This is a genomic window from Neisseria sp. HMSC067H09, assembly GCF_001814135.1.
Classification (GTDB): Bacteria; Pseudomonadota; Gammaproteobacteria; order Burkholderiales; family Neisseriaceae; genus Neisseria.
The window spans coordinates 31,473-53,052 of record NZ_KV814938.1; the positions used below are offsets into that span (position 1 = coordinate 31,473).

The window sequence follows — 21,580 nt, forward strand, 5'->3', positions numbered from 1 at the left end:
ATTACAACAACTTTCGCCTTACATTCCAATCTTTACACGATATGGTGGTTTATAGTGGACTAACTTTAAACCAGTACGGCGTTGCCTCGCCTTGCCGTACTATCTGTACTGTCTGCGGTTTCGTCGTCTTGTCCTGATTTAAATTTAATCCACTATAAATCCATTTTTGCGCCACACCATGCCGCAAGACCGCAAAAAAGACCGCCGAAGCGGTCTTTTTCATCACTTATTTTCTCCCAACCCTATTATGCCAAATCGGCAAACAGAGGCGTAGAAAGATAGCGTTCGCCATAAGAAGGCAGCAGCACGACAATCAGTTTGCCTTCGTTTTCAGGCTGTTTGGCAAGCTGCAGCGCGCTCCATACTGCCGCACCGGAAGAAATACCGACCAAAATACCTTCTTTTTCCGCCATCGCGCGGGCGGTTTCAAACGCCGCTTCGTTCGGAACTTGGGAAACGCTGTCATATACCTTGGTATTCAACACGGTAGGGATAAAGCCGGCGCCAATACCTTGAATCGGGTGAGGACCTTTTTCGCCACCGCTCAAAACCGGAGAAGCTTCGGGCTCGACGGCAACGACTTTGACTTCGGGTTTATATTTTTTCAACACTTCGCCCACGCCGGTAACCGTACCGCCCGTACCGACACCCGCCACAAAAATATCGACTTTACCGTCAGTATCGCGCCAAATTTCTTCGGCGGTCGTTTCGCGGTGGATTTGCGGGTTCGCCTCGTTATCGAATTGGCGCGGCATGAAATAAGTATCAGGGTGTTCATCCACCAAGGCTTGTGCTTTTGCAATCGCCCCTGCCATACCTTCGGACGCAGGAGTCAAAATCAATTCCGCACCGAACGCACGCAACAGCATTTTGCGTTCTTTACTCATGCTTTCAGGCATCGTGATTGCCAGCTTGTAGCCGCGCGCCGCGCACACCATTGCCAAACCGATACCCGTATTGCCGCTGGTCGCTTCAACAATTACGGTATCCTTACCGATTTTGCCCGCTTTTTCGGCGGCTTCAACCATTGCTTCGGCAATGCGGTCCTTCACGCTGCTGCCGGGATTGAAAAATTCCAGTTTGACGGCGACTTCGGCTTTCAAACCTTCAGTCAGACGGTTTAATTTGACCAACGGGGTGTTGCCGATCAGCTCGGTGATGCTGTTTGCAATCTTCATTTTCTACTCCAGATTTTGATGTGATATGACCTGTATATTAAAGACAGGTCGTCTGAAAAACCAATATCGAATGTTTCTTTATTTATAACTTTTGGTTGTTTGGCTTGATGCGTCCTAATGAAGTCCGATTTCTCCGACTATCGCCCCCGTGACTAAAGTCTGCATGACCAAAGCCATCAGCCAGCCCAGTCTGAGTTGCGCTTTACTGAACACCGCCGGCGACTGCTTGGCAATACTTCTGCGGTGCAGATAAAAAACCGCCATCATGACAAACTGCAAAACAAACCAATAAACAGGCTTGAGCGCGTACAGTTTCAACAAAGCCGGAAACGTAAAAGCCAAAGAACGGCCCGGCATCAGAAAATACAATATCGCGGCAATCGACACAAAAGCCAAAGTCATCAATACATTGCTGACGGCAAAAACGCTCAAAAACGGATGCTGCAAATCCGCCTGCCAAAAATCAGTATCCGCCTGCTTTTTCCAATGAAAAGCAAAGAAAAACACACTGGCAAAAGTCAGATAAAAATGCGGGACAAACAACGGACCGACATGAGTAATCCCCCACATTCCCGGCAAAAGCTGCGATCCCAAAATCGACACGCCCAGCCACAAAACAACCGAAGCCCAAAACCACTGGAACATTTCAGCGCGGAAAATCAATCCAAAAAACACCAGCCCATAAGCAACAACGGCGAGAAAATCCAAATTCGTCCAAATCATGAATACTGCAACTCGCCTTCAAAAACCGTTTGAACAGGCCCTGTCATCAAAACGTCCTCACCATGCGACCAAGTAATAAACAAATCCCCGCCCGGCAGCGAAACCTTCACAGGCACACCTTCTGCCAACAGCCCCAAACGGACGCCCGCAACCACAGCCGCACAAGCCCCCGTACCGCAAGCCTGCGTTTCACCCACGCCGCGTTCAAATACGCGCAGGCGGATAGATTCCCTATCGACAATCTGCATAAAGCCGACGTTGACACGTTCCGGAAACTGCTCATGCGACTCAATGGCTTCACCCCAATGAGCCACGGGCGCAGTCTGTACATCCTCCACCACGATCACAGCATGAGGATTGCCCATATTCACACAACTGACCTGCACCGTCTCCAGACCGACCATCACCATATGCGTCAAAGCATCTTCCGCTTCGTCAGGAACCGGTACAAACGGAATTTCAGACGACGTAAAGCGTGGTTTGCCCATATTCACAGTCACCAAACCATTATCCAACAGCTTGGGAATAATCACACCCTTAGCCGTTTCCACCAAAATTTCCTTTTTATCGGTCAAGCCTTTATCCGCCACAAATCGGGCAAAACAGCGCGCACCGTTGCCGCACTGCTCCACCTCGTTGCCGTCCGCATTGAATATACGATAACGGAAATCCACCGCATCGGAAGACGGTTTTTCTACCAACAGCAACTGATCGAAGCCCACCCCTCTAAAACGGTCGGACCATTCGGCAAGCGGCGCAGTCAGCGGATCAAAATCCTGCCCGATACCGTTTACCACCATAAAATCATTGCCCAAACCGTGCATTTTGGTAAATTTCAAGGTTTTCATCAGTTTTCCTGTTTGTAATCGAATTGAGATGTTTTTTAGATATTGGCAACTAGGCATGGATACTCAGGCAGAGATTTGCCGCATCATCTTTTTTCAGACGACCTTTAACCTTGCCCCAATGATTATGATGTCAAAATATCGGCTGCCGCTGTAATTCTTCGGTCGTATTCCTCGCGGTGTTCCGGCAAGAGGTAGGGACGCAGGAGGCTTAAGGTACGACGGATGCCGCGTGCTTTGGAGTCTTCGGTCAGTTTGGTACGTCCGCGTAGGGAGCTGTCGAAGTCGAACCAGTATTTCGTGACCATCCACATATTGACGGCGAGGTCGTTCATGGCGGTTTGGTCGGCTTGGATGATGTTCAGACCGTTGAGCTGGGTGAGCAGGTTGACCAAGAGCGGGGAGACTTTGGCTTGGGTGAAGGTATTGTGTTCGCCCAATAGTTCGGCACTGCGCGCAAGCAGGGTGTTCACGTCGCTGAAGAGGAAGCGGTATTCCCACATAACGTCGTAAATGCCCGCCATATAGTTGATGGAGTCTTCCACATCGGACGGCAACACGGCTTCATTCAGGTATGCCAGCAGGGCTTCGCTGTAACGTTTGAACAGTTGGACGATGATTTCGTCTTTGTTGCGGAAGTGGTAATAAAGATTGCCCGGACTGATGCCCAAATGCGCCGCGATATGGTTGGTGCTGATGTTGCGCTCGCCTTCCTCGTTGAAAAGCGTCAGGCTGGCGTCGATGATGCGGGTGTAAGTATTGGTTTTTGCAATTCGGGTCACGGGCATACTCCTTGGATTTACAGGCTGAACGAAGCGGGCAGCCAATTGGGTTCGGCGTGTAATTCTACCTGAAATCGAGTAAATACTGTATCGCAGACATGTTGCGCCAGTTGCCGGACGTCGTCTGAAGAAGCATTGTTTTTATTCACTAAAACCAAAGCCTGCCTGTCGTGTACCGCCGCGCCGCCGATTTGGAAGCCTTTCAGACGACATTGGTCGATCAGCCAGCCTGCCGCAAGCTTGACCGAACCATCGGGCTGCGGATAGCGCGGCATATCGGGATGCTGCTGCAACAGGGAAGCGGCTTTTTCCGCGCTGACGACGGGGTTTTTAAAGAAACTACCGACATTACCAAGTACGTTAGGATTAGGCAGTTTACTGTTGCGGATTGCACACACTGCATCGGAAACATCTTTCGCCGTCGTGGCCCTGCCCGCGCTCAGTTCGGCAACGGCGGCTGCCAAATCGCCGTAACCCAAATTCGGCTCGAAACGCTCTTTCAGGGCGAATACGACCGAAACAATCACATAACGCCCTTTGCCTTCCTGCTTGAACAGGCTTTCGCGGTAGGCGAAGCGGCAGTCGGCATTGGAAAGCTCGACAAAGGCTTCCGTATCCAAATCGAAACAGCGCACGCTGTGAATCACGTCTTTCGCTTCCACGCCGTATGCGCCGATGTTCTGCACGGGCGACGCGCCGACCGTGCCCGGAATCAGGCTTAGATTTTCCAGGCCGTTCAAGCTCAGCGCGACAGTGTGCAGGACAAAATCGTGCCAGATTTCGCCCGCCTGCGCTTCGATGTAAACGAGGTCGTCTGAACGCGCAATCTCGCGTATGCCTTTGTTTTCCATATGGACGACCAGTCCGGCGTAATCCTGCATCAAGAGGATGTTGCTGCCGCCGCCGAGCCATAAAACGGTATCGCGGTCGAACTCGGGCAATCGGACGATGTCGCGCAACTCGTCGGCGTGTTCGAGCGCGATAAAGGCTCGGGCTTGGGCGCGAAGGCCGAAGGTGTTGTAGGGGGTGAGGTCGGTTTGGTATTGGATGGGTTGCATGGGTTTAAACTTTAAAATAGGTATTGTCAGTGGCGGGCTTTAGCCCATTGTTTCGATATTTTAATCGGCGGAGTTTTCAGACGACCTTATGCGATCTGACCATCTCCCTGCTGCACAATTCCAAGCACCACACCAAGGCGATGGCTGCGATAGTGAGCGAGGCAATCAATGCCGTCCAGAAGCCGTAAATGCCCATATCGAAACGGTAGGCGAGCAGGTAGCCCGGCAGCAGGCCGCAGCCCCAGAAGGCGGTGGCGTGGATGAACATCGGCACCTTGGTGACTTTGTAGCCGCGTAGGGCGTAGGACGCGATGCATTGGGTGAAGTCTGCCGGTTGGAATAAGCCGGCGAACAGCAGGACGGTGGCGGCGATGCTTAAAACCGCCGGGTCATTGTTGTACATGCTTGCCAGCGGGGAACGGAATAATACCAAGGAAAGCACGGTAATCACGGCGAGCATCCAACCCAACACCAGCGATACGCCCGAAATATAACGCGCCCGCGAAAATTCGCGCCGCCCCAGAGAAAAACCGATGCGCACCGTCCCCGCCGAGCCGACGCTTTGCGGAATCATATAGAGAATCCCCGACAAACTGATGCCGACCTGCTGCGCCGCCACATAAGCCTCGCCGAAAGGCGCAATCAAAAATACGATAAACGAAAACGCGCTGGCTTCCAAAAAATAAGACAGCCCGATGGGCGCGCCGATTTTCCAAATCTGTTTGAACACCGCCCAATCCGGTTTGCCGAATTTTGCCGTCAGTCCGAATGGGCGGAAGAATTTTTCCTTAGCGATATAAATCCACAACGCCAGCGCGCTGAACCAGAACACCGCCATCGTTGCCAACCCGCAGCCCGCGCCGCCCAAAGCGGGCATACCGAATTTGCCGTAAACAAAAATATAGTTCAGCGGCACGTTCAACACAAACGCCGCGAAGCTGACCAACATAATCAGGCGCGGGCGGTTCAGGCTGGAAGCGTAGGCGTGTAAGGCGCGGTGCACCATTGCCGCCGGCATCGCCAGACTGGTGAACAACATATACTGCGCCATCGTGCCTTCCACATAATCGCTCAAGGTCAGCCAATTGCGGAACGGCGTAATCGCCGTCCACATCAATACCATGCCGAAAATCCCCAAAAACAGCCCGAACCAAATCCCCTGCCGCCCCGTTTCGCCTACTTCGTCGGTTTTACCCGCGCCGTAAAGCTGGGCAATCAGCGAGTTCAGCGCCGCCATAATGCCCATAAACGTAATATAAACCGTGGCAAACGCGCTGCTGCCCAACGCCACCGCCGCCAAGTCCTCCGTACTCGCATCGCCCGCCATCACGGTATCGACGAAACCGATGCCCACCTGCGCGACCTGCGCCAGCAGCATGGGCAGGGCAAGGGCGGCCAGCAGGCGGACTTCTTTCAGGAAGACGGAAAAGGAAAAGCGGTTGAGGTCGAGTAGCATAAGTGTTTGTAGGACTTTAAAAAAGCGGAAATAAAGAAACAGGTCGTCTGAAAACAGACGGCCTGTTCCGTATGGGATTTGAAAACGGAATTATATTGGAAACAACGATTGATGGACAGCCAGAAAGTCTTTCAGACGACCTTAAACACCCCCAATGTCGTCTAAAAACCGTCAAATCGCCGCTTCGGAGCGTTCGCCCGTACGGATGCGGATGGCTTCTTCCACAGGCAGCACGAAGATTTTGCCGTCGCCGATTTTGCCGGAACGGGCGTTTTCGATGATAACGTCAATCACTCTTTCGACATCTTCATCGGCAATAATCAATTCAACTTTAACTTTGGGCAGAAAATCGACGGCATATTCCGCGCCGCGGTAGATTTCCGTATGCCCTTTCTGACGGCCAAATCCTTTAACTTCGCTGACGGTCATGCCGGTGATGCCGATTTCGGTAAGGGCTTCGCGCACGTCGTCGAGTTTGAAGGGTTTGATGATGGCTTCGATTTTTTTCATGGCACACTCCGATTAGATAGGAACAAACGGCAAATATAACAGAAGCAGCAGGGAAACGATAAGCGGTACGTTTCACTCAGCGATGCGGGCATGACGGTATTTGACATAAAGACATAAGGAAACAGTTGCTTCCTTCTACTTCCTGCAATTTTCCACATACCCGACTTTCGACGAAAATCAGAAAAACAGATAAAGCCCTTATGCCTTAATATTTTCAGACGACCCCTACATTTCCCAGGCCGCAGATCGTCTGAAAAATTGTCAACATTTTCACCCAAATTACCAAGCAACCCAGACCCATTCGGCGTATAATACAGCCTTTCCCAACCGCATTTGAGAGCTGAATCATGTCTGTTGTTTTGCCCTTGCGCGGCGTTACCGCCCTTTCCGATTTCCGTGTTGAAAAACTCTTGCAAAAAGCGGCCGCACTCGGCCTGCCCGAAGTGAAACTGAAAAGCGAATTTTGGTATTTTGTCGGCAGCGAGAAAGCACTGAATGCCGCGACTGTCGAAAAACTGCAAGCCTTGTTGGCGGCGCAAAGCGTTGAACAAACGCCCGAAGCGCGCGAGGGCTTGCATTTATTTTTGGTCACGCCCCGTTTGGGTACGATTTCGCCGTGGGCTTCCAAGGCGACCAATATCGCGGAAAACTGCGGTTTGGAAGGCATAGAGCGCATCGAACGCGGCATGGCGGTGTGGCTGGAAGGTCGTCTGAACGACGATGAGAAACAGCAATGGGCAGCGTTGCTGCACGACCGCATGACCGAATCCGTGCTGCCCGATTTTCAGACGGCCTCCAAATTATTCCACCATCTCGAATCCGAAACCTTTTCCACCGTCGATGTTTTGGGCGGCGGTAAAGAGGCTTTGGTTAAAGCCAATACCGAAATGGGTTTGGCGCTCTCCGCCGACGAAATCGATTATCTGGTTGAAAACTATCAGGCTTTGCAGCGCAATCCGTCCGATGTGGAGTTGATGATGTTCGCGCAGGCAAACAGCGAACACTGCCGCCACAAAATCTTCAACGCCGATTTCATCCTCAACGGCGAAAGACAGCCGAAATCGCTCTTCGGTATGATTCGCGATACGCACAACGCGCATCCCGAAGGCACGGTCGTTGCTTATAAAGACAATTCGTCCGTGATCGAAGGCGCGAAAATCGAGCGTTTCTATCCAAATGCGGCGGAAAACCAAGGCTACCGTTTCCACGAAGAAGACACGCATATCATCATGAAAGTGGAAACGCACAACCACCCGACCGCCATCGCGCCGTTTGCGGGTGCGGCAACGGGCGCGGGCGGCGAAATCCGCGACGAAGGTGCAACGGGCAAAGGTTCGCGTCCGAAAGCGGGCTTGACCGGCTTTACCGTCTCCAACCTCAACATCCCCGACCTCAAACAGCCGTGGGAACAAGACTACGGCAAGCCGGAACACATTTCCTCGCCGCTAGACATCATGATTGAAGGCCCCATCGGCGGCGCGGCGTTCAACAACGAATTCGGCCGCCCGAACCTCTTGGGCTACTTCCGCACTTTTGAAGAGAAGTTTGACGGTCAGGTTCGCGGCTACCACAAACCGATTATGATCGCCGGCGGCTTGGGCAGCATTCAGGCGCAGCAGACGCACAAAGACGAAATCCCCGAAGGCGCGTTACTGATTCAACTGGGCGGCCCGGGTATGCTTATCGGCTTGGGCGGCGGTGCGGCTTCATCCATGAATACCGGTACAAACGACGCGTCTTTGGACTTCAATTCCGTACAACGCGGCAACCCTGAAATCGAACGCCGCGCGCAGGAAGTGATTGACCGCTGCTGGCAGCTCGGCGACCAAAACCCGATTATTTCCATCCACGACGTCGGCGCGGGCGGTCTGTCCAACGCCTTCCCCGAACTCGTCAACGATGCCGGACGCGGCGCGGTATTCAAGCTGCGCGAAGTGCCGCTGGAAGAACACGGCCTCAACCCGCTGCAAATCTGGTGTAACGAATCGCAAGAGCGTTATGTGTTATCGATTTTGGAAAAAGATTTGGACACCTTCAGCGCCATCTGCGAACGCGAACGCTGCCCGTTTGCCGTGGTCGGCACGGCGACTGACGACGGCCATTTGAAAGTACGCGACGATTTGTTCTCCAACAATCCCGTCGATTTGCCGCTGAACGTCTTGCTCGGTAAACCGCCCAAAACCACGCGCAGCGACCAAACCGTGAGGTCGTCTGAAAAACCGTTTAACGCCGGCGATATCGACATCACCGAAGCCGCCTACCGCGTTCTGCGCCTGCCTGCCGTTGCCGCCAAAAACTTCCTGATTACCATCGGCGACCGCAGCGTCGGCGGCATGACCCACCGCGACCAAATGGTCGGCAAATACCAAACCCCCGTAGCCGACTGCGCCGTTACCATGATGGGTTTCAACACCTATCGCGGCGAAGCAATGTCTATGGGCGAAAAACCGACCGTCGCCCTGTTTGACGCACCTGCCTCGGGCAGAATGTGCATCGGCGAAGCCATCACCAACATCGCGGCGGTCAACATCGGCGACATCGGCAACATCAAACTTTCCGCCAACTGGATGGCGGCGTGCGGCAACGAGGGCGAAGACGAAAAACTCTACCGCACCGTCGAAGCTGTCTCCCAAGCCTGTCAGGCATTGGACTTGAGCATCCCCGTGGGCAAAGACAGCCTGTCGATGAAAACCGTTTGGCAGGACGGCGAAGAGAAAAAATCCGTCGTCTCGCCGTTGAGCCTGATTATCTCCGCGTTCGCGCCTGTCAAAGACGTACGCAAAACCGTTACGCCCGAGTTGAAAAACGTCGAAGACAGCGTATTGCTGTTTATCGATTTGGGCTTCGGCAAAGCACGCATGGGCGGCTCGGCGTTCGGTCAGGTCTATAACAATATGAGCGGCGAAGCGCCCGATTTGGACGATACGGGTCGTCTGAAAGCCTTTTACAGCGTGATTCAGCAACTTGTCGCCGAAGACAAACTCTTGGCGTATCATGACCGCAGCGACGGCGGCTTGTTTGCCACGCTGGCGGAAATGGCGTTTGCGGGGCGGTGCGGTATTAGCGCTGATATAGATTGCTTGATTGATAAATTCCTGCCGATTCATCACCCGAATTTCCAAGGTGATCCAGCCGAAGACTTATCTGACGAACTTTATAATAATGCCGCCATTAAAATCTTATTCAATGAAGAATTAGGTGCGGTTATCCAAATTCGCCAAAAAGATAGAGATTACGTTAATGCAGCATTTAAAGCAGCTAACTTAATCAATGCAGTAAGCTGGATTGGCTCTCCTGATTTTGACAATGAGTCTATTTCTTTCTTTGGTTACGGTTATTTCCTAGAACAAAACCGTGCCGACCTGCAACGCGCATGGCAGGAAACCAGCCACGCCATCCAACGCCTGCGCGACAACCCCGCCTGCGCCGACAGCGAGTTCGCCCTGATTGGTGATAAAGACCGCAGCGCATTGTTTGCCGACGTGAAATTTGACGTAAACGAAGACATCGCCGCGCCTTTCGTCAACAGCGGCGCCAAACCCAAAATCGCCGTCCTGCGCGAACAGGGCGTGAACGGGCAAATCGAAATGGCCGCCGCCTTCACCCGCGCCGGATTCGATGCCTACGACGTGCATATGTCCGACCTGATGGCAGGCCGCGTCCGCCTTGCCGACTTCAAAATGCTGGCGGCGTGCGGCGGCTTCAGCTACGGCGACGTACTCGGCGCAGGCGAAGGCTGGGCGAAATCCATCCTGTTCCACCCCGCCTTGCGCGACCAGTTCGCCGCCTTCTTCGCCGACCCGGACACGCTGACACTGGGCGTGTGCAACGGCTGCCAGATGGTCAGCAACCTCGCCGAAATCATCCCCGGCACGGCAGGCTGGCCGAAGTTCAAACGCAACCTGAGCGAACAGTTCGAAGCGCGCCTGAGCATGGTTCACGTCCCCAAATCAGCCTCCCTGATCCTGAACGAAATGCAAGGCTCCAGCCTGCCCGTCGTCGTCAGCCACGGCGAAGGCCGCGCCGACTTCGCGCTTCACGGCGGCAAAATTTCAGACGGCCTCGGCATCGCGCTGCAATACGTCGACGGACAAAACCAGGTTACCCAAACCTACCCGCTCAACCCCAACGGCTCGCCGCAAGGCATCGCCGGCGTTACCAACGCCGACGGCCGCGTCACCATCATGATGCCCCACCCCGAACGCGTGTACCGCGCCGCGCAAATGAGCTGGAAACCGGAAGACTGGACGGAACTGTCCGGCTGGTACCGCCTCTTCGCCGGAGCAAGGAAGGCTTTGGGTTAACCGGCAGGCTGATTTGATTCGGCTTTAAAGAAAAGGTCGTCTGAAAACGATTTAGCGGATTCTGCTATATTCGTTTTCAGACGACCTTTATATGTTCTTATATGTTCTTTTGCGTATAAAGACCGAACCGACCGCCGTCATTCCCGCGCAGGCGGGAATCCAGATCTCTACATTTCAGAAATACTCAAAGACTACTGTAAATCCAAGCTTCTGGATTCCCACCTGCGCGAGAATGACGATGATTGAATATTTCCCATTTGAATTCGCCATAAAACCAAAATGCCTGCCCCTTTTTCGGGCAGGCATTTTCATGCGGTCATGGTGTGCAGCTCAATATTTGACTGTCCAGCCTATCTCGCCGCCCGCGCGCATCGGGACGAGTTCGCCGTCGCCGTAGGGAACGCTTGCGGGGACGGTTTGGCTTTGTTTGACGAGGGTGATCGTGTCGGCGTTTTCGGGAATGCCGTAGAACCTTGCGCCGTTTTTCGAGGCGAAGGCTTCGAGTTTGTCCAACGCGCCTGCTTTTTCAAACACTTCGGCGTAAAGCTCGATGGCGGTCATGGCGCTGAACATGCCGGCGCAGCCGCAGGCGTTTTCTTTGGCGGATTTGGCGTGCGGCGCGGAGTCGGTGCCGAGGAAGAATTTGTGCGCCTTCTCGCCGGTAACGGCGGCGACCAATGCCTGACGGTGGGTTTCGCGTTTGAGTACCGGCAGGCAGAAATGATGGGGGCGCACGCCGCCGACCAAGAGGTCGTTGCGGTTGAGCAGGAGGTGTTGCGGTGTAACGGAGGCGGCAACGTTGTCGCCTGCTTCCAAAACGAGGCGGGCGGCTTCGGCGGTGGTGATGTGCTCAAACACGACTTTGAGATTCGGTACTTGCGCCAAAACGGGTTTCATTACGCGCTCGATAAAGGCGGCTTCGCGGTCGAAGATGTCGATTTCGGGGTCGGTTACTTCGCCGTGAACGAGGAACAGGATGCCCTGTTTTGCCATTTCTTCCAACACGGGAATGAGTTTGAACAGGTCGGTTACGCCGGAATCGGAATTGGTCGTTGCGCCTGCGGGGTAGAGTTTGAAGGCGACGATGCCGGCGGCTTTGGCTTCGCGCACCAGCTCGGGTGTGGCTTGGTCGGTCAGGTAAAGCGTCATCAACGGCTCAAACGCGCTGCCTTCGGGCAATGCCGCCATGATGCGCGCTTTGTAGGCAAGCGCGTCGGCAACGCTGACGACGGGCGGCTTGAGGTTGGGCATGATGACGGCGCGCCCCATCTGGCGGGCAGTATAGGGGGCAACGGCTTTGAGCGCGTCGCCGTCGCGCAGGTGCAGGTGCATATCGTCGGGGCGGGTTATGGTCAGGGTTTGCATGGGTGTTCCTTTTTAGATTTTTGGGTTTCAGACGACCCCTTGATGCTTCCTAGGGGCTGTCAACATTTCATTTTCTCAGTGGATTTTTGTTCACAAAGCGGAAGATTCAAGGCGGAAACCGCAACAAGGTTGGACACCTTGTGAGGATTTCCAACGTGGAAGATGCCGCTTTGAGGATAAAAAGACACGGAAACTATTGAATGGCGACAGCCCCAAAGCTCGTCTGAAAAGACTATTGCACAAGGACAGGTTTGCCGTTGTAGGACTGATGCGTCAGGTAAAACACCGCCTGCACGGGCAACTGGTCGGACGGGGTGGTTTTGACGGTCAGCAGGGTTTCTTCCGGACTGCCCGACGCGCGCCACGCATAGGACAGCTGACGGATCGGAACCGGCGATTCGGAGGCTTGATCGGTGCGCAATTCGTTGTTCAAACCCTTCGGCGGGTTTTCCACCAACACCATAAACTGCTTGCGTATCAAGTTTTCGTCCGCCCGCGCCGTCTTCACGCTGCAACTGTCGCCGCTCAGGCTCAAATAATAATCCGCGCCGTCCTGCTTTTTCTTCCAAACGGCAAGCGCATCCGGCTCAATGAAACCTGCGGGCAGCCTGCCGATTTCTTCCGCGTTCAAAGCCGTCAGTTTTTCATTATCGGCAAACGCGCGCACTTTATCGGCAGCCCCGTCAAAAGCGACGCAGCCTTGACGGAACAATTCCGCCGCCGCGTTCGCACGATCCGCCATCTGCTCAGGCGGCACTTCTTCCCTGCCGCACGCCGCCAATAAAACGGAGAAAGTGGCAAGCGTCAAAAGCCTTGAAATCGGACGTTTCGCCATTTTCAGACGACCTCTATTTATGTTTCACGACCAGCGTGAACACGCCGTCTTCTTCGCGCGATTCGAGCAAGACATGCCCGGTCTGGCGGCAGAAAGCCTCAAAATCGCCGGGCGCGCCGCCGTCGGTCGCCAACACGGTCAGGACTTCGCCCGCCTCCATTTGCGCCAAGGCTTTTTTGGTTTTCAAAATCGGCAAAGGGCATCTGAGCCCCTTCAGGTCTAAGGTGTGTGCGTTCATATTTTCGGATGTTCCGTTAACAGGATTAACATGAATTATACCGTACTTACTTGCACCCCACCCCGCCGAACCCATAAAATAAAGCCGTTTTTCACTTTGGAGCACACCATGCGCCGTCTCGCCCTCCTAACCCTCTGCCTCGCCGCCACGGCAGTCAACGCCGCCGGATTCAGCGAAAAAGATACCCCCTTCAACACACGCTACAAAGAAAGCCCCGAAGAAGCCGCAGCCCGCGAGTTCGCCGAACAAAAAACTGCGCTCCCGCCGCTGCCCGACACCCAATCCGGCGACTGGTTCGACCTCTACGTCAGCGAAGACTACGGCAAACAGCCCAAAATCCTCCTCAGCAGCCTGCAAATCATGCCCTCTCCCGACGGCAGCATCCGCTACATCCTCAACGTCCGTTCCGACAAAGGCCATGACAACCTGACCGTCGAAGGCCTCTTCTGCGCCCACTCTTCCTTCACATATGGCAAAGACAAACGCTCGTCTTATAAAGTGTTCGGCTACGGCGACACCGTCAACCGCCGCTGGATCGAGCCGCGCAAAGCCGAATGGAAACCCATAGGCTCAACCTTCAACAAAAACGATGCAATGCGTGCCGTCCTCTACCAGGCCTTCTGTGTCGACGGTGTACCGAACACCACCGAAGGCCTGGTCAAACGCCTCAAAGAACGCGCCGGACGCTACGCGCCGAAGATGGTGCGCCACGACAAATAAGCAAGCCGTTTGACGGTTTCAAACATCAAAAAAGGTCGTCTGAAGCATTTTCAGACGACCTTTTTCCATTCGAATCAAACACGGATGTCGGGTACTTTATTGAACAAACGATAGAAATTGTCGCTGGTGTAAGCAGCAAGCGTTTCTACGGATTCGCCACGCAGTTTCGCTACAAACTCGGCGGTATAGCGGACATAGGAAGGTTCGTTAGGTTTGCCACGTTTTGGAACAGGGGCGAGAAATGGTGCATCGGTTTCAACCAGCATTCTGTCCGCAGGGACGTATTTGGCAGCTTCCTGAATTTGCGGGGCATTTTTGAAAGTAACAATGCCGGAGAAGGAAATGTACAGCCCCAAATCCAAGGCAGCTTTGGCAAAAGCGGTATCTTCGGTGAAGCAGTGGATAACGCCCGAGTTGGTTTGACCTTCTTTCAGAATCGCCAAAGTATCGGCGGCAGCATCGCGGGTATGGACAATCACGGGCAAACCGCTTTCATTGGCGGCTTGGATGTGTTCGGCAAAGCGGCGGTGCTGCCATGCCAAATCGCCTTTGCACCAATAATAATCCAAGCCCGTTTCGCCTATGCCGACGACTTTCGGATGTTTTGCCGCTTCAACCATTTCGGAAACGGTAAATTCTTCGGCTTCTTGGCTGTCGGGGTGGACGCCTATGGTGCAGTAAATCTGTTCATTGGCTTGGGCAATGTCGAAGACTTCGGCGAAACTCTGTTTGCTTACGCTGATGGCAAGCGCCTGTTTGACGCTTTGTTGTCCCATATTGGCGAACACTTCAGGCAGGCGGTTGCTCAAGCCTTCGAAATTGAGATGGCAATGTGAATCGATTAAATGCATGATTTTAAAGCGTGAAGGTAACGCGGTCGCTGCGCAGTTTCGGTCCCAGCTCGCCTTCAATCAGGGTTTTCGCCTGAAGGCAGCTCTCGTGTTCGGAAAATGCCAGTCCGACACCTTTAGGGCGGTGGGCGGAAGTACGGGCAGGGTTGATCCAGACGACTTTGGTAGGCAGGAAGCGTTTGGGGTAATCGGCGATTTCAACGGCAAGCAGGATATCTTCGCCTAATGAAAATACGTCTTCGGTCGGAACGAAAAGTCCGCCGTGTTCGAGAAACGGCATATAGCAGTTGTAGAGCAGAGTCGGGTCTTTGAGCTGCAACGCCATCATTTTCGCCGGAATGTCTTTATTGTTGTTTACCATTTTGTTTTACCTTATCTAATTATTTGTTTTGCCAAAATTCGAGATATTCAGTCAGCAGATACTCAAGCTGCATTTTAACACTCAAGGTGTGGTATCCGTAAGGGCTGAGTGCATTCAGACGACCTGTCAGCGCAAACAAACGGCGCGGGTCGGTTTTGGAAGCCGTCTGCGACAATGCCTGCGCGTAATCGGGATAATAAAGCGGCGGCATTTGTTGTTGCGCCAAGCCGACATCCAACAGCCATTTCTGCATCCAATCAATGAAGACTGCCAACGGCTGCTTGTGTTTGTCGAACGTGGCAGCGTAGTCGAGTATCGTCAACAGGCGCGGCGCGGCAAGTAAAGTGAGCAGCTCTTCGCGCAAGTCATCGATTTCAGGCGTATGGGCAAACAACGGCGCGCCGCTGTGAAAAGCCAGCAACGATTGCGCATCGTCCACACCCTCTTCTCGAAGATATGCCAAAGCTTCATCTCGCGAAGGTGCGGGCAGAACCATCTGGCGGCAACGGCTTTTAATGGTCGGAAGAAGCTTGTCGCGTGCATGCGTAACCATTAAAAAAACAACATGTTGCGGTGGCTCTTCCAAAGCTTTGAGCAACCCGTTTGCCGCCTGCACGTTCATGCTTTCAGCGGGATGCACCAATACCACCCGCAATCCTCCGCGCACAGCCGTCAGATAAATGTTTTCCACAATATCGCGCACGGCATCGATTTTAATCTGCAACAATTTTCTCCCGACCGCACCATCTTCGGGGATTTCAGGAGTGAGTTCGTAAAAATCGGGATGGCTGTTTTGCGAAAACAAATGACACGAAGCGCATACGCCGCAAGGCTGATGATCTTCCCGAGGCGATTCACACAGCAAAGCCTGTGCCACAAACCGCGCAAACGCTGTTTTGCCGGTATTTTCCTTGCCGGTAAACAGCCAAGCGTTCGGACGGTTTTCCCAATGATCAGCAAGCTGCCGCCACTGGTTTTGATGCCACGGATAAATCATATTGGAAAGTACAAGCTTTTAAACAAAAGCGTGATTATACAGGGAAATGTTAGAGGTCGTCTGAAAAGCGGCTTCCGTTTCAGACGACCTTACCGGATGTGCATCATTTTTAAACAACATGATTTTTTGCTTGTATATCAATCGTCAAACCGATTTATACACAGGCTGTTCACACAGTTTGCCTGACAAAATGTGTAGCACAACAAAACCCGCGGGACACTTTTTTCAAATTTCAAACAACAGCCTGCGCTATAATCCGCCTCATTCACTTTCACCCTTTCAATCATGAACCGACAAAAAACCTACCTGCTGCTGACCGCCCTGTTCACCCTGATTTTCATCGCGCTCATCATGCTCGGCGGCTACCTGCTTTCCATCCAAAGCAAACAATTCGCCGTCGCCGCCTTCCTGTTCGCATTCGGCGCCGTCTTCGCCCAAATCGGCAGCCTCACCCTCTACATCCGCCACAAAGCCCGCGCACAAATCATGCGTGAGCAACAAACCGAATCCCATTAAGGCTGGGTATTGTTCGTTATCCGTTTGCCGGTTCTACAGGCTTTACATAGGTAAAGTTTTGTTTGCCGCATTGCTCCCCCCCCCCCTTGCAATTTACACTGACACCGCATACAACTTGTATGTTCTTAAATCTTTCAACCCACGGGAGTAGACTTATGAAACAAAACATCATCGTTGTCTTATTCAACATCTCCAGCGAAGCTTATCAAGCCTTTTCTGAATTGAAAGCTTACTCGCAGACAACAGATGCTTTGGTGGCACAAGCCGTTTTGATTAAAAAGGAAAATGGTCTGATTATCCCAGCAGAAAGCACCGACTTTACCGCCAATACGGTCGAAGGCGCATGGACGGGCGGCCTCATTGGTTCACTGGTCGGCATTCTCGGCGGTCCTATCGGTGTTCTGTTGGGTGGAGCTACTGGCGCACTCATCGGCAGTGATGCAGGCACTGCCCAAACATTGGGAGAGGGGTTGTTGCTGGAAAATACAGCCAAAAAACTGGATAACGGCAGTACTGCAATCATTATTTTGGCGCAAGAATCCGACGAAGCTGTATTGGATGCCTTCTTCCACCGTTTCGAAACCGTTATTCTCCGGCAAGATGCAGCCGTTGCCCAACAGGACGTATTGGCAGCAATAGAAGCGCAGGAAGAAGTGGCACGTCAGGCACACGAAGCGTGGAAAAAACAGCGCAAAGCCGAGCGCAAAGAGAAAGTGGAAGCCTTCAAGGCCGACATCAAACAAAAATTCGACAAATTGGCAGCCAAGTTGAAATAACACTGCCACCAACCCAAGGTATGTAACCGCTCAAATTTTCCGTTTCGGATGCATGCCAAACCAGTTTGAGGCTACCTGAAAATCTATTTTTCAGGTAGCCTCTCCCTTTTTCATGCCCCGCCAAACCATCATGCTCACCCCGCAAAGCTGCGACCTATTCCAACGCCCATTTTTCCAGTTCGCCCAAATCCGCCAATACCAGCCCGAAACCGAAGCGCAAACCAAGCAAGGCCGACTACAAAGCCGCGTGGCAAGTGTGGCGCACGTTGGTTTTACAGGTAGCCTCACAACTGGGCGCGGGCTTTGCCCCGCCGCATATCGAACGCTGGTGCAACGGCTGGCAGCGCGACCTGGCTAGTCGAAACCCTGCACCGCCTGCTGCCAGTGTACGAAGCCTGCCACAATGTGCGGCTGTGAGCGGAAGCAAGCTTCCCCCATCTGCCGTTAAGGCTACCTGAAATCTAAAAGAAACAAACAAAACCAATGACCAAACGCCGAACCTTCCTCATTCTGACCATCCTCTTCACCCTGCTCTTCATCGCATTGGTAACGTTGGGCGCCTACCTGCTTTCCATCCAAAGCAAACAATTCGCCGTCGCCGCCTTCCTATTCGCCTTCGGCGCCGTCTTCGCCCAAATCGGCAGCCTCGCCCTCTACATCCGCCATAAAGCCCGCGCACAAATCATGCGCTCGCAACAAACCGAACCCCATTAAGGAAAACCCATGTTCGACAAAATCGTCCTCGCCAGCGGCAACGCAGGCAAACTCAAAGAATTTTCCCGCCTCTTCGCCGATTTGAACATCGAAGTCCTGCCGCAATCGCAGTTCGACACGCCCGAATGCCCCGAGCCGTACCGCACCTTCGTCGAAAATGCGCTCGCCAAAGCCCGCCACGCCGCCAAACACAGCGGCCTGCCCGCGCTCGCCGACGACTCCGGTATCTGCGCCGCCGCATTAAACGGCGCACCCGGTATCCTCTCCGCCCGCTATGCCGGAGCAAACCCCAAATCCGATGCCGCCAACAACAAACGCCTTTCAGACGACCTCGCCGACAAAGCCGACAAAAGCTGTTATTATGCCTGCGTCCTTGTCCTCGTCCGCCACGAAAACGACCCGCAGCCCATCATCGCCGAAGGCATCTGGCACGGACAATGGCAGACAGAAGCCGCAGGCACCAACGGCTTCGGCTACGACCCGCATTTCTACCTGCCCGAACACAACTGCACCGCCGCCGAGCTTGCCCCCGAAATCAAAAACGCCGAAAGCCACAGGGGACAGGCGTTGCGGGAATTATTGAGAAAAATTGAAGCCCTATAAATCAATCGATAGGCCGTCTGAAAAAATTTCAGACGACCTCAATCCCCAAAACACACCATGACCCAAATCACCTTCCCCCAAGCGGGACAGCTTACCGCCCTGCCGCCCTTGTCGCTCTACATCCACATCCCGTGGTGCATCAAAAAATGCCCGTATTGCGACTTCAATTCCCACAGTCTGAAAAACGGATTGCCCGAAGCCGCCTATATCGACGCACTGCTGACCGATTTGCAGCTCGAATTGCCCAATATTTGGGGCAGGCCGGTGGAAACGATATTTTTCGGCGGCGGTACGCCCAGCCTGTTTCAGGCGGAATCGATTGACCGTTTGTTGAGCGGCGTGCGTTCGTTGTTGCGTTTGCAGCCGGAGGCGGAAATTACTTTGGAAGCCAATCCGGGGACGTTTGAAATCGAGAAGTTTCAAGGGTTTAAAGATGCGGGTATCACGCGGCTTTCTATTGGCGTGCAGAGTTTTAACGACGATATGCTCTCAAGGCTGGGGCGCGTCCACAACGGCAAAGAAGCCTTAACCGCCATAGCTACCGCCTTGAAATTATTTGATAAAGTCAATATCGACTTGATGTATGCCCTGCCGAACCAGACCGTTCAGACGGCCTTGGATGACGTGCAAACCGCCATCGCCACGGGCGCGGCCCACATCAGCGCGTATCATCTGACCATGGAGCCGAACACGCCGTTCGGCCATACGCCGCCGAAAGGTTTACCGCAAGACGAAGCAGCATTGGACATCGAAGACGCGGTACACGGCGCGCTGGAGGACTCTGGTTTTATCCACTACGAAACATCGGCTTTTGCAAAACCCGCCATGCAGTGCCGCCACAATTTGAACTACTGGCAGTTCGGCGATTATTTGGGCATAGGTGCGGGCGCGCACGGCAAAATCTCCTACCCCGACCGCATCGAGCGCACCGTCCGCCGCCGCCATCCCAACGACTACCTCGCCTTAATGCAAAGTCAGCCAAGTGTTGCCGTCGAACGCAAAACCGTCGCCGCCGAAGATTTGCCGTTCGAATTCATGATGAACGCCCTGCGCCTGACCGACGGCGTACCCGCCGCAATGTTGCAGGAACGCACAGGCGTACCCGCCGCCAAAATCATGGCGCAAATCGAAACGGCAAGACAAAAAGGTTTGTTGGCAACCGATCCGACCGTGTTCCGCCCGACCGAACGGGGACGGTTGTTTTTAAACGATTTGTTGCAATGCTTTTTGTAGGATCAGATTTTTTCAGACGACCTTGATACACCAAACCGTAACATCCGCAGACTGCCGCTTCATTAAGGTCGTCTGAAAATATCCATACCCTACACAATCACTCGGTTTTATACGATAATCGACACCGTTTTCATCAAAGTTCCCATCTTTCAGACGACCCCGACAACAGGAGAAAATCATGTCCAAAACCATCATCCACACTGACAAAGCCCCTGCCGCCATCGGCGCATACAGCCAAGCCGTCCGCGCGGGCGACACCGTTTACATGAGCGGTCAAATCCCCCTCGATCCCGCCACCATGACCGTTGTCGGCAACGGCGACTTCCGAGCCGAAGCACGCCAGGTTTTTAAAAACCTGCAAGCCGTCGCCGAAGCCGCAGGCGGCACGCTGGGCGACATCGTCAAACTCAACGCCTACCTGACCGACCTTGCCAACTTCGCCGTCTTCAACGAAGTCATGGCAGAGTTCATCCAAGAACCCTTCCCCGCCCGCGCCGCCGTCGGTGTTGCCTCCCTGCCCAAAGGCGTGCAGGTCGAAGCCGAAGCCGTGCTGGTACTGAACGCATAAGACACACAACCCGTTTCAGACGACCTCCCACAAGCCAAAGGTCGTCTGAAACACCACACACAATCGGACAATAACAACAATGGCACACTACGCAATCGGCGATATTCAAGGCTGCTTCGACGAATTCACCCTTCTGCTCGACAAAATCAACTTCAACCACGGCACAGACACCCTCTGGCTCGTCGGCGACATCGTCAACCGCGGCCCCAAATCCCTTGAAGTCCTCCAATTCTGCATGGAACACGAAAGCAGCGTCCGTATGGTCCTCGGCAACCACGACCTGCACCTGCTCGCCGTCGGCTGCAACGAAGGCACGGTCAAACGCAGCGACACCATCACACCCATCCTCACCCACCCCGACAGCAAAAAAATGCTCGACTGGCTGCGTTTCCAACCCCTGCTCATCAAAGGCGTCCGCCACGTTATGGTTCACGCCGGCATCCTGCCCCAATGGACCATCGCCCGCGCCGAATTGCTCGCCAGCGAAACCGAAGCCGAGTTGCGCGGCAAAAAATACAAAAAGTTTTTCTCCAAAATGTATGGCAACAAACCCGCCGAGTGGAGCGACGAGCTGACCGGTTACGACCGCCTGCGCATGATTGTCAACGTCTTCACCCGAATGCGTGCGCTGACGCTGAAAAACGAACTCGACTACGACTACAAATCCACCCTCAAAAAAATGCCCTCGAACCTGCGCCCTTGGTTTAAAGCCCCAAACAGGCAAAACCTCAGCCACACCATCGTCTTCGGACACTGGTCTTCGCTGGGCTTTATGAACACCGATAACATCCTCTCCCTCGACACCGGCGCACTTTGGGGCGGCGAACTGACCGCCATCAACCTCGCCGACCACAGTATTACCCAAGTCCCCTCCCTCGGCGGTTTGGACTGGAAAACGGCTTTGAAATAATTCATATAGTGGATTAAATTTAAATCAGGACAAGGCG

Annotated in this window: 23 protein-coding genes and 1 pseudogene; 10 read left to right on the top strand and 14 right to left on the bottom strand. The window is 53.6% G+C overall.

From position 1 onward, the window contains the following. Positions 1 to 49: 49 nt before the first annotated feature. From HMPREF2954_RS13405 to HMPREF2954_RS09525, 8 genes are all read right to left on the bottom strand, one after another. Positions 50 to 223 carry a hypothetical protein gene (locus HMPREF2954_RS13405; protein ID WP_472689447.1) on the bottom strand — a complete coding sequence of 58 codons (174 nt, stop codon included), beginning with the start codon at positions 221 to 223 and terminating at the stop codon, positions 50 to 52. A gap of 22 nt (positions 224 to 245) precedes the next feature. Then, positions 246 to 1,178, bottom strand: coding sequence for a cysteine synthase A (gene cysK / locus HMPREF2954_RS09495; RefSeq protein ID WP_003769224.1), 933 nt, complete (start codon positions 1,176 to 1,178; stop codon positions 246 to 248). 114 nt (positions 1,179 to 1,292) lie between these two features. Beyond that, positions 1,293 to 1,901 (bottom strand): hypothetical protein, encoded by a 609-nt coding sequence (locus tag HMPREF2954_RS09500; RefSeq protein WP_003769226.1) that lies wholly within the window; start codon positions 1,899 to 1,901, stop codon positions 1,293 to 1,295. After that, the gene (dapF, locus tag HMPREF2954_RS09505; protein WP_045074800.1) at positions 1,898 to 2,749 is read right to left on the bottom strand and encodes a diaminopimelate epimerase; all 852 of its coding nucleotides are present in this window, start codon (positions 2,747 to 2,749) and stop codon (positions 1,898 to 1,900) included. The genes HMPREF2954_RS09500 and dapF overlap by 4 nt, the downstream gene beginning before the upstream one ends. Positions 2,750 to 2,871: 122 nt before the next feature. After that, complete coding sequence (locus HMPREF2954_RS09510) at positions 2,872 to 3,534, bottom strand: TetR/AcrR family transcriptional regulator (RefSeq protein ID WP_039405314.1); 663 nt, start codon at positions 3,532 to 3,534, stop codon at positions 2,872 to 2,874. Between the two features lie 11 nt (positions 3,535 to 3,545). Further along, positions 3,546 to 4,586 carry a UDP-N-acetylmuramate dehydrogenase gene (gene murB / locus HMPREF2954_RS09515; protein ID WP_070689111.1) on the bottom strand — a complete coding sequence of 347 codons (1,041 nt, stop codon included), beginning with the start codon at positions 4,584 to 4,586 and terminating at the stop codon, positions 3,546 to 3,548. A gap of 76 nt (positions 4,587 to 4,662) precedes the next feature. After that, on the bottom strand, positions 4,663 to 6,042 hold the full coding sequence (gene norM / locus HMPREF2954_RS09520; protein WP_045074805.1) for a multidrug efflux MATE transporter NorM: 1,380 nt from the start codon (positions 6,040 to 6,042) through the stop codon (positions 4,663 to 4,665). A gap of 171 nt (positions 6,043 to 6,213) precedes the next feature. Further along, entirely contained in the window at positions 6,214 to 6,552 is a 339-nt protein-coding gene (locus HMPREF2954_RS09525) for a P-II family nitrogen regulator (RefSeq protein WP_016687995.1), read from the bottom strand. 347 nt (positions 6,553 to 6,899) lie between these two features. Here HMPREF2954_RS09525 and purL point away from each other — a divergent pair, with 347 nt between their 5' ends. Then, the gene (purL, locus tag HMPREF2954_RS09530; RefSeq protein WP_070689112.1) at positions 6,900 to 10,856 is read left to right on the top strand and encodes a phosphoribosylformylglycinamidine synthase; all 3,957 of its coding nucleotides are present in this window, start codon (positions 6,900 to 6,902) and stop codon (positions 10,854 to 10,856) included. 330 nt (positions 10,857 to 11,186) lie between these two features. Here purL and pyrC read toward each other — a convergent pair whose 3' ends face one another. From pyrC to HMPREF2954_RS09545, 3 genes are all read right to left on the bottom strand, one after another. Further along, positions 11,187 to 12,221 (bottom strand): dihydroorotase, encoded by a 1,035-nt coding sequence (pyrC, locus tag HMPREF2954_RS09535; RefSeq protein WP_045074808.1) that lies wholly within the window; start codon positions 12,219 to 12,221, stop codon positions 11,187 to 11,189. A 232-nt stretch (positions 12,222 to 12,453) separates the two neighbouring features. Continuing rightward, positions 12,454 to 13,056, bottom strand: coding sequence for an NMCC_0638 family (lipo)protein (locus HMPREF2954_RS09540; RefSeq protein WP_045074811.1), 603 nt, complete (start codon positions 13,054 to 13,056; stop codon positions 12,454 to 12,456). 13 nt (positions 13,057 to 13,069) lie between these two features. Next, positions 13,070 to 13,294 (bottom strand): sulfurtransferase TusA family protein, encoded by a 225-nt coding sequence (locus HMPREF2954_RS09545; RefSeq protein ID WP_009311572.1) that lies wholly within the window; start codon positions 13,292 to 13,294, stop codon positions 13,070 to 13,072. 108 nt (positions 13,295 to 13,402) lie between these two features. Here HMPREF2954_RS09545 and HMPREF2954_RS09550 point away from each other — a divergent pair, with 108 nt between their 5' ends. After that, positions 13,403 to 14,014, top strand: a complete 612-nt coding sequence (locus tag HMPREF2954_RS09550) for a CNP1-like family protein (RefSeq protein ID WP_039409827.1) — start codon at positions 13,403 to 13,405, stop codon at positions 14,012 to 14,014. 74 nt (positions 14,015 to 14,088) lie between these two features. Here HMPREF2954_RS09550 and HMPREF2954_RS09555 read toward each other — a convergent pair whose 3' ends face one another. The 3 genes from HMPREF2954_RS09555 to HMPREF2954_RS09565 are packed head-to-tail and all read right to left on the bottom strand — an operon-like array spanning position 14,089 to position 16,223. After that, the gene (locus tag HMPREF2954_RS09555) at positions 14,089 to 14,865 is read right to left on the bottom strand and encodes a TatD family hydrolase (protein ID WP_045074814.1); all 777 of its coding nucleotides are present in this window, start codon (positions 14,863 to 14,865) and stop codon (positions 14,089 to 14,091) included. Positions 14,866 to 14,869: 4 nt separating this feature from the next. Continuing rightward, a complete protein-coding gene (locus HMPREF2954_RS09560) occupies positions 14,870 to 15,226 on the bottom strand; it encodes a PilZ domain-containing protein (RefSeq protein ID WP_003760734.1) in 357 nt (118 codons plus the stop codon). Positions 15,227 to 15,245: 19 nt separating this feature from the next. After that, entirely contained in the window at positions 15,246 to 16,223 is a 978-nt protein-coding gene (locus HMPREF2954_RS09565; protein WP_039855643.1) for a DNA polymerase III subunit delta', read from the bottom strand. A gap of 285 nt (positions 16,224 to 16,508) precedes the next feature. On the opposite strand from HMPREF2954_RS09565, the gene HMPREF2954_RS09570 reads away from it, so the two are divergent. The 8 genes and pseudogenes from HMPREF2954_RS09570 to HMPREF2954_RS09600 all read left to right on the top strand — a co-directional run bounded on the left by HMPREF2954_RS09570 (position 16,509) and on the right by HMPREF2954_RS09600 (position 21,543). After that, complete coding sequence (locus HMPREF2954_RS09570) at positions 16,509 to 16,739, top strand: NGO_0222 family membrane protein (protein ID WP_045074819.1); 231 nt, start codon at positions 16,509 to 16,511, stop codon at positions 16,737 to 16,739. 155 nt (positions 16,740 to 16,894) lie between these two features. Next, the gene (locus HMPREF2954_RS09575) at positions 16,895 to 17,515 is read left to right on the top strand and encodes a DUF1269 domain-containing protein (RefSeq protein WP_045074821.1); all 621 of its coding nucleotides are present in this window, start codon (positions 16,895 to 16,897) and stop codon (positions 17,513 to 17,515) included. Between the two features lie 130 nt (positions 17,516 to 17,645). Next, positions 17,646 to 17,859, top strand: a pseudogene (locus HMPREF2954_RS11875) (HI_0552 family protein); the annotation flags it as partial. A gap of 139 nt (positions 17,860 to 17,998) precedes the next feature. Beyond that, positions 17,999 to 18,229, top strand: coding sequence for an NGO_0222 family membrane protein (locus tag HMPREF2954_RS09580; RefSeq protein WP_003741840.1), 231 nt, complete (start codon positions 17,999 to 18,001; stop codon positions 18,227 to 18,229). Positions 18,230 to 18,238: 9 nt separating this feature from the next. Continuing rightward, positions 18,239 to 18,832: an RdgB/HAM1 family non-canonical purine NTP pyrophosphatase gene (rdgB, locus tag HMPREF2954_RS09585; protein ID WP_003741841.1), complete on the top strand. Its 594-nt coding sequence runs from the start codon at positions 18,239 to 18,241 to the stop codon at positions 18,830 to 18,832. A 57-nt stretch (positions 18,833 to 18,889) separates the two neighbouring features. Continuing rightward, entirely contained in the window at positions 18,890 to 20,065 is a 1,176-nt protein-coding gene (gene hemW, locus HMPREF2954_RS09590; protein WP_045075681.1) for a radical SAM family heme chaperone HemW, read from the top strand. A gap of 178 nt (positions 20,066 to 20,243) precedes the next feature. Further along, positions 20,244 to 20,633 carry a RidA family protein gene (locus tag HMPREF2954_RS09595; RefSeq protein WP_003756963.1) on the top strand — a complete coding sequence of 130 codons (390 nt, stop codon included), beginning with the start codon at positions 20,244 to 20,246 and terminating at the stop codon, positions 20,631 to 20,633. Between the two features lie 79 nt (positions 20,634 to 20,712). Further along, positions 20,713 to 21,543: a symmetrical bis(5'-nucleosyl)-tetraphosphatase gene (locus HMPREF2954_RS09600; RefSeq protein WP_045075678.1), complete on the top strand. Its 831-nt coding sequence runs from the start codon at positions 20,713 to 20,715 to the stop codon at positions 21,541 to 21,543. Positions 21,544 to 21,580 lie beyond the last annotated feature (37 nt).

Excerpts from the sequence above, each read along its gene's own strand:
- HMPREF2954_RS13405 (WP_472689447.1), bottom strand. The coding sequence starts at position 223 with ATGAAAAAGACCGCTTCGGCGGTCTTTTTTGCGGTCTTGCGGCATGGT.
- cysK (WP_003769224.1), bottom strand. The coding sequence starts at position 1,178 with ATGAAGATTGCAAACAGCATCACCGAGCTGATCGGCAACACCCCGTTG.
- HMPREF2954_RS09500 (WP_003769226.1), bottom strand. The coding sequence starts at position 1,901 with ATGATTTGGACGAATTTGGATTTTCTCGCCGTTGTTGCTTATGGGCTG.
- dapF (WP_045074800.1), bottom strand. The coding sequence starts at position 2,749 with ATGAAAACCTTGAAATTTACCAAAATGCACGGTTTGGGCAATGATTTT.
- HMPREF2954_RS09510 (WP_039405314.1), bottom strand. The coding sequence starts at position 3,534 with ATGCCCGTGACCCGAATTGCAAAAACCAATACTTACACCCGCATCATC.
- murB (WP_070689111.1), bottom strand. The coding sequence starts at position 4,586 with ATGCAACCCATCCAATACCAAACCGACCTCACCCCCTACAACACCTTC.
- norM (WP_045074805.1), bottom strand. The coding sequence starts at position 6,042 with ATGCTACTCGACCTCAACCGCTTTTCCTTTTCCGTCTTCCTGAAAGAA.
- HMPREF2954_RS09525 (WP_016687995.1), bottom strand. The coding sequence starts at position 6,552 with ATGAAAAAAATCGAAGCCATCATCAAACCCTTCAAACTCGACGACGTG.
- purL (WP_070689112.1), top strand. The coding sequence starts at position 6,900 with ATGTCTGTTGTTTTGCCCTTGCGCGGCGTTACCGCCCTTTCCGATTTC.
- pyrC (WP_045074808.1), bottom strand. The coding sequence starts at position 12,221 with ATGCAAACCCTGACCATAACCCGCCCCGACGATATGCACCTGCACCTG.
- HMPREF2954_RS09540 (WP_045074811.1), bottom strand. The coding sequence starts at position 13,056 with ATGGCGAAACGTCCGATTTCAAGGCTTTTGACGCTTGCCACTTTCTCC.
- HMPREF2954_RS09545 (WP_009311572.1), bottom strand. The coding sequence starts at position 13,294 with ATGAACGCACACACCTTAGACCTGAAGGGGCTCAGATGCCCTTTGCCG.
- HMPREF2954_RS09550 (WP_039409827.1), top strand. The coding sequence starts at position 13,403 with ATGCGCCGTCTCGCCCTCCTAACCCTCTGCCTCGCCGCCACGGCAGTC.
- HMPREF2954_RS09555 (WP_045074814.1), bottom strand. The coding sequence starts at position 14,865 with ATGCATTTAATCGATTCACATTGCCATCTCAATTTCGAAGGCTTGAGC.
- HMPREF2954_RS09560 (WP_003760734.1), bottom strand. The coding sequence starts at position 15,226 with ATGGTAAACAACAATAAAGACATTCCGGCGAAAATGATGGCGTTGCAG.
- HMPREF2954_RS09565 (WP_039855643.1), bottom strand. The coding sequence starts at position 16,223 with ATGATTTATCCGTGGCATCAAAACCAGTGGCGGCAGCTTGCTGATCAT.
- HMPREF2954_RS09570 (WP_045074819.1), top strand. The coding sequence starts at position 16,509 with ATGAACCGACAAAAAACCTACCTGCTGCTGACCGCCCTGTTCACCCTG.
- HMPREF2954_RS09575 (WP_045074821.1), top strand. The coding sequence starts at position 16,895 with ATGAAACAAAACATCATCGTTGTCTTATTCAACATCTCCAGCGAAGCT.
- HMPREF2954_RS09580 (WP_003741840.1), top strand. The coding sequence starts at position 17,999 with ATGACCAAACGCCGAACCTTCCTCATTCTGACCATCCTCTTCACCCTG.
- rdgB (WP_003741841.1), top strand. The coding sequence starts at position 18,239 with ATGTTCGACAAAATCGTCCTCGCCAGCGGCAACGCAGGCAAACTCAAA.
- hemW (WP_045075681.1), top strand. The coding sequence starts at position 18,890 with ATGACCCAAATCACCTTCCCCCAAGCGGGACAGCTTACCGCCCTGCCG.
- HMPREF2954_RS09595 (WP_003756963.1), top strand. The coding sequence starts at position 20,244 with ATGTCCAAAACCATCATCCACACTGACAAAGCCCCTGCCGCCATCGGC.
- HMPREF2954_RS09600 (WP_045075678.1), top strand. The coding sequence starts at position 20,713 with ATGGCACACTACGCAATCGGCGATATTCAAGGCTGCTTCGACGAATTC.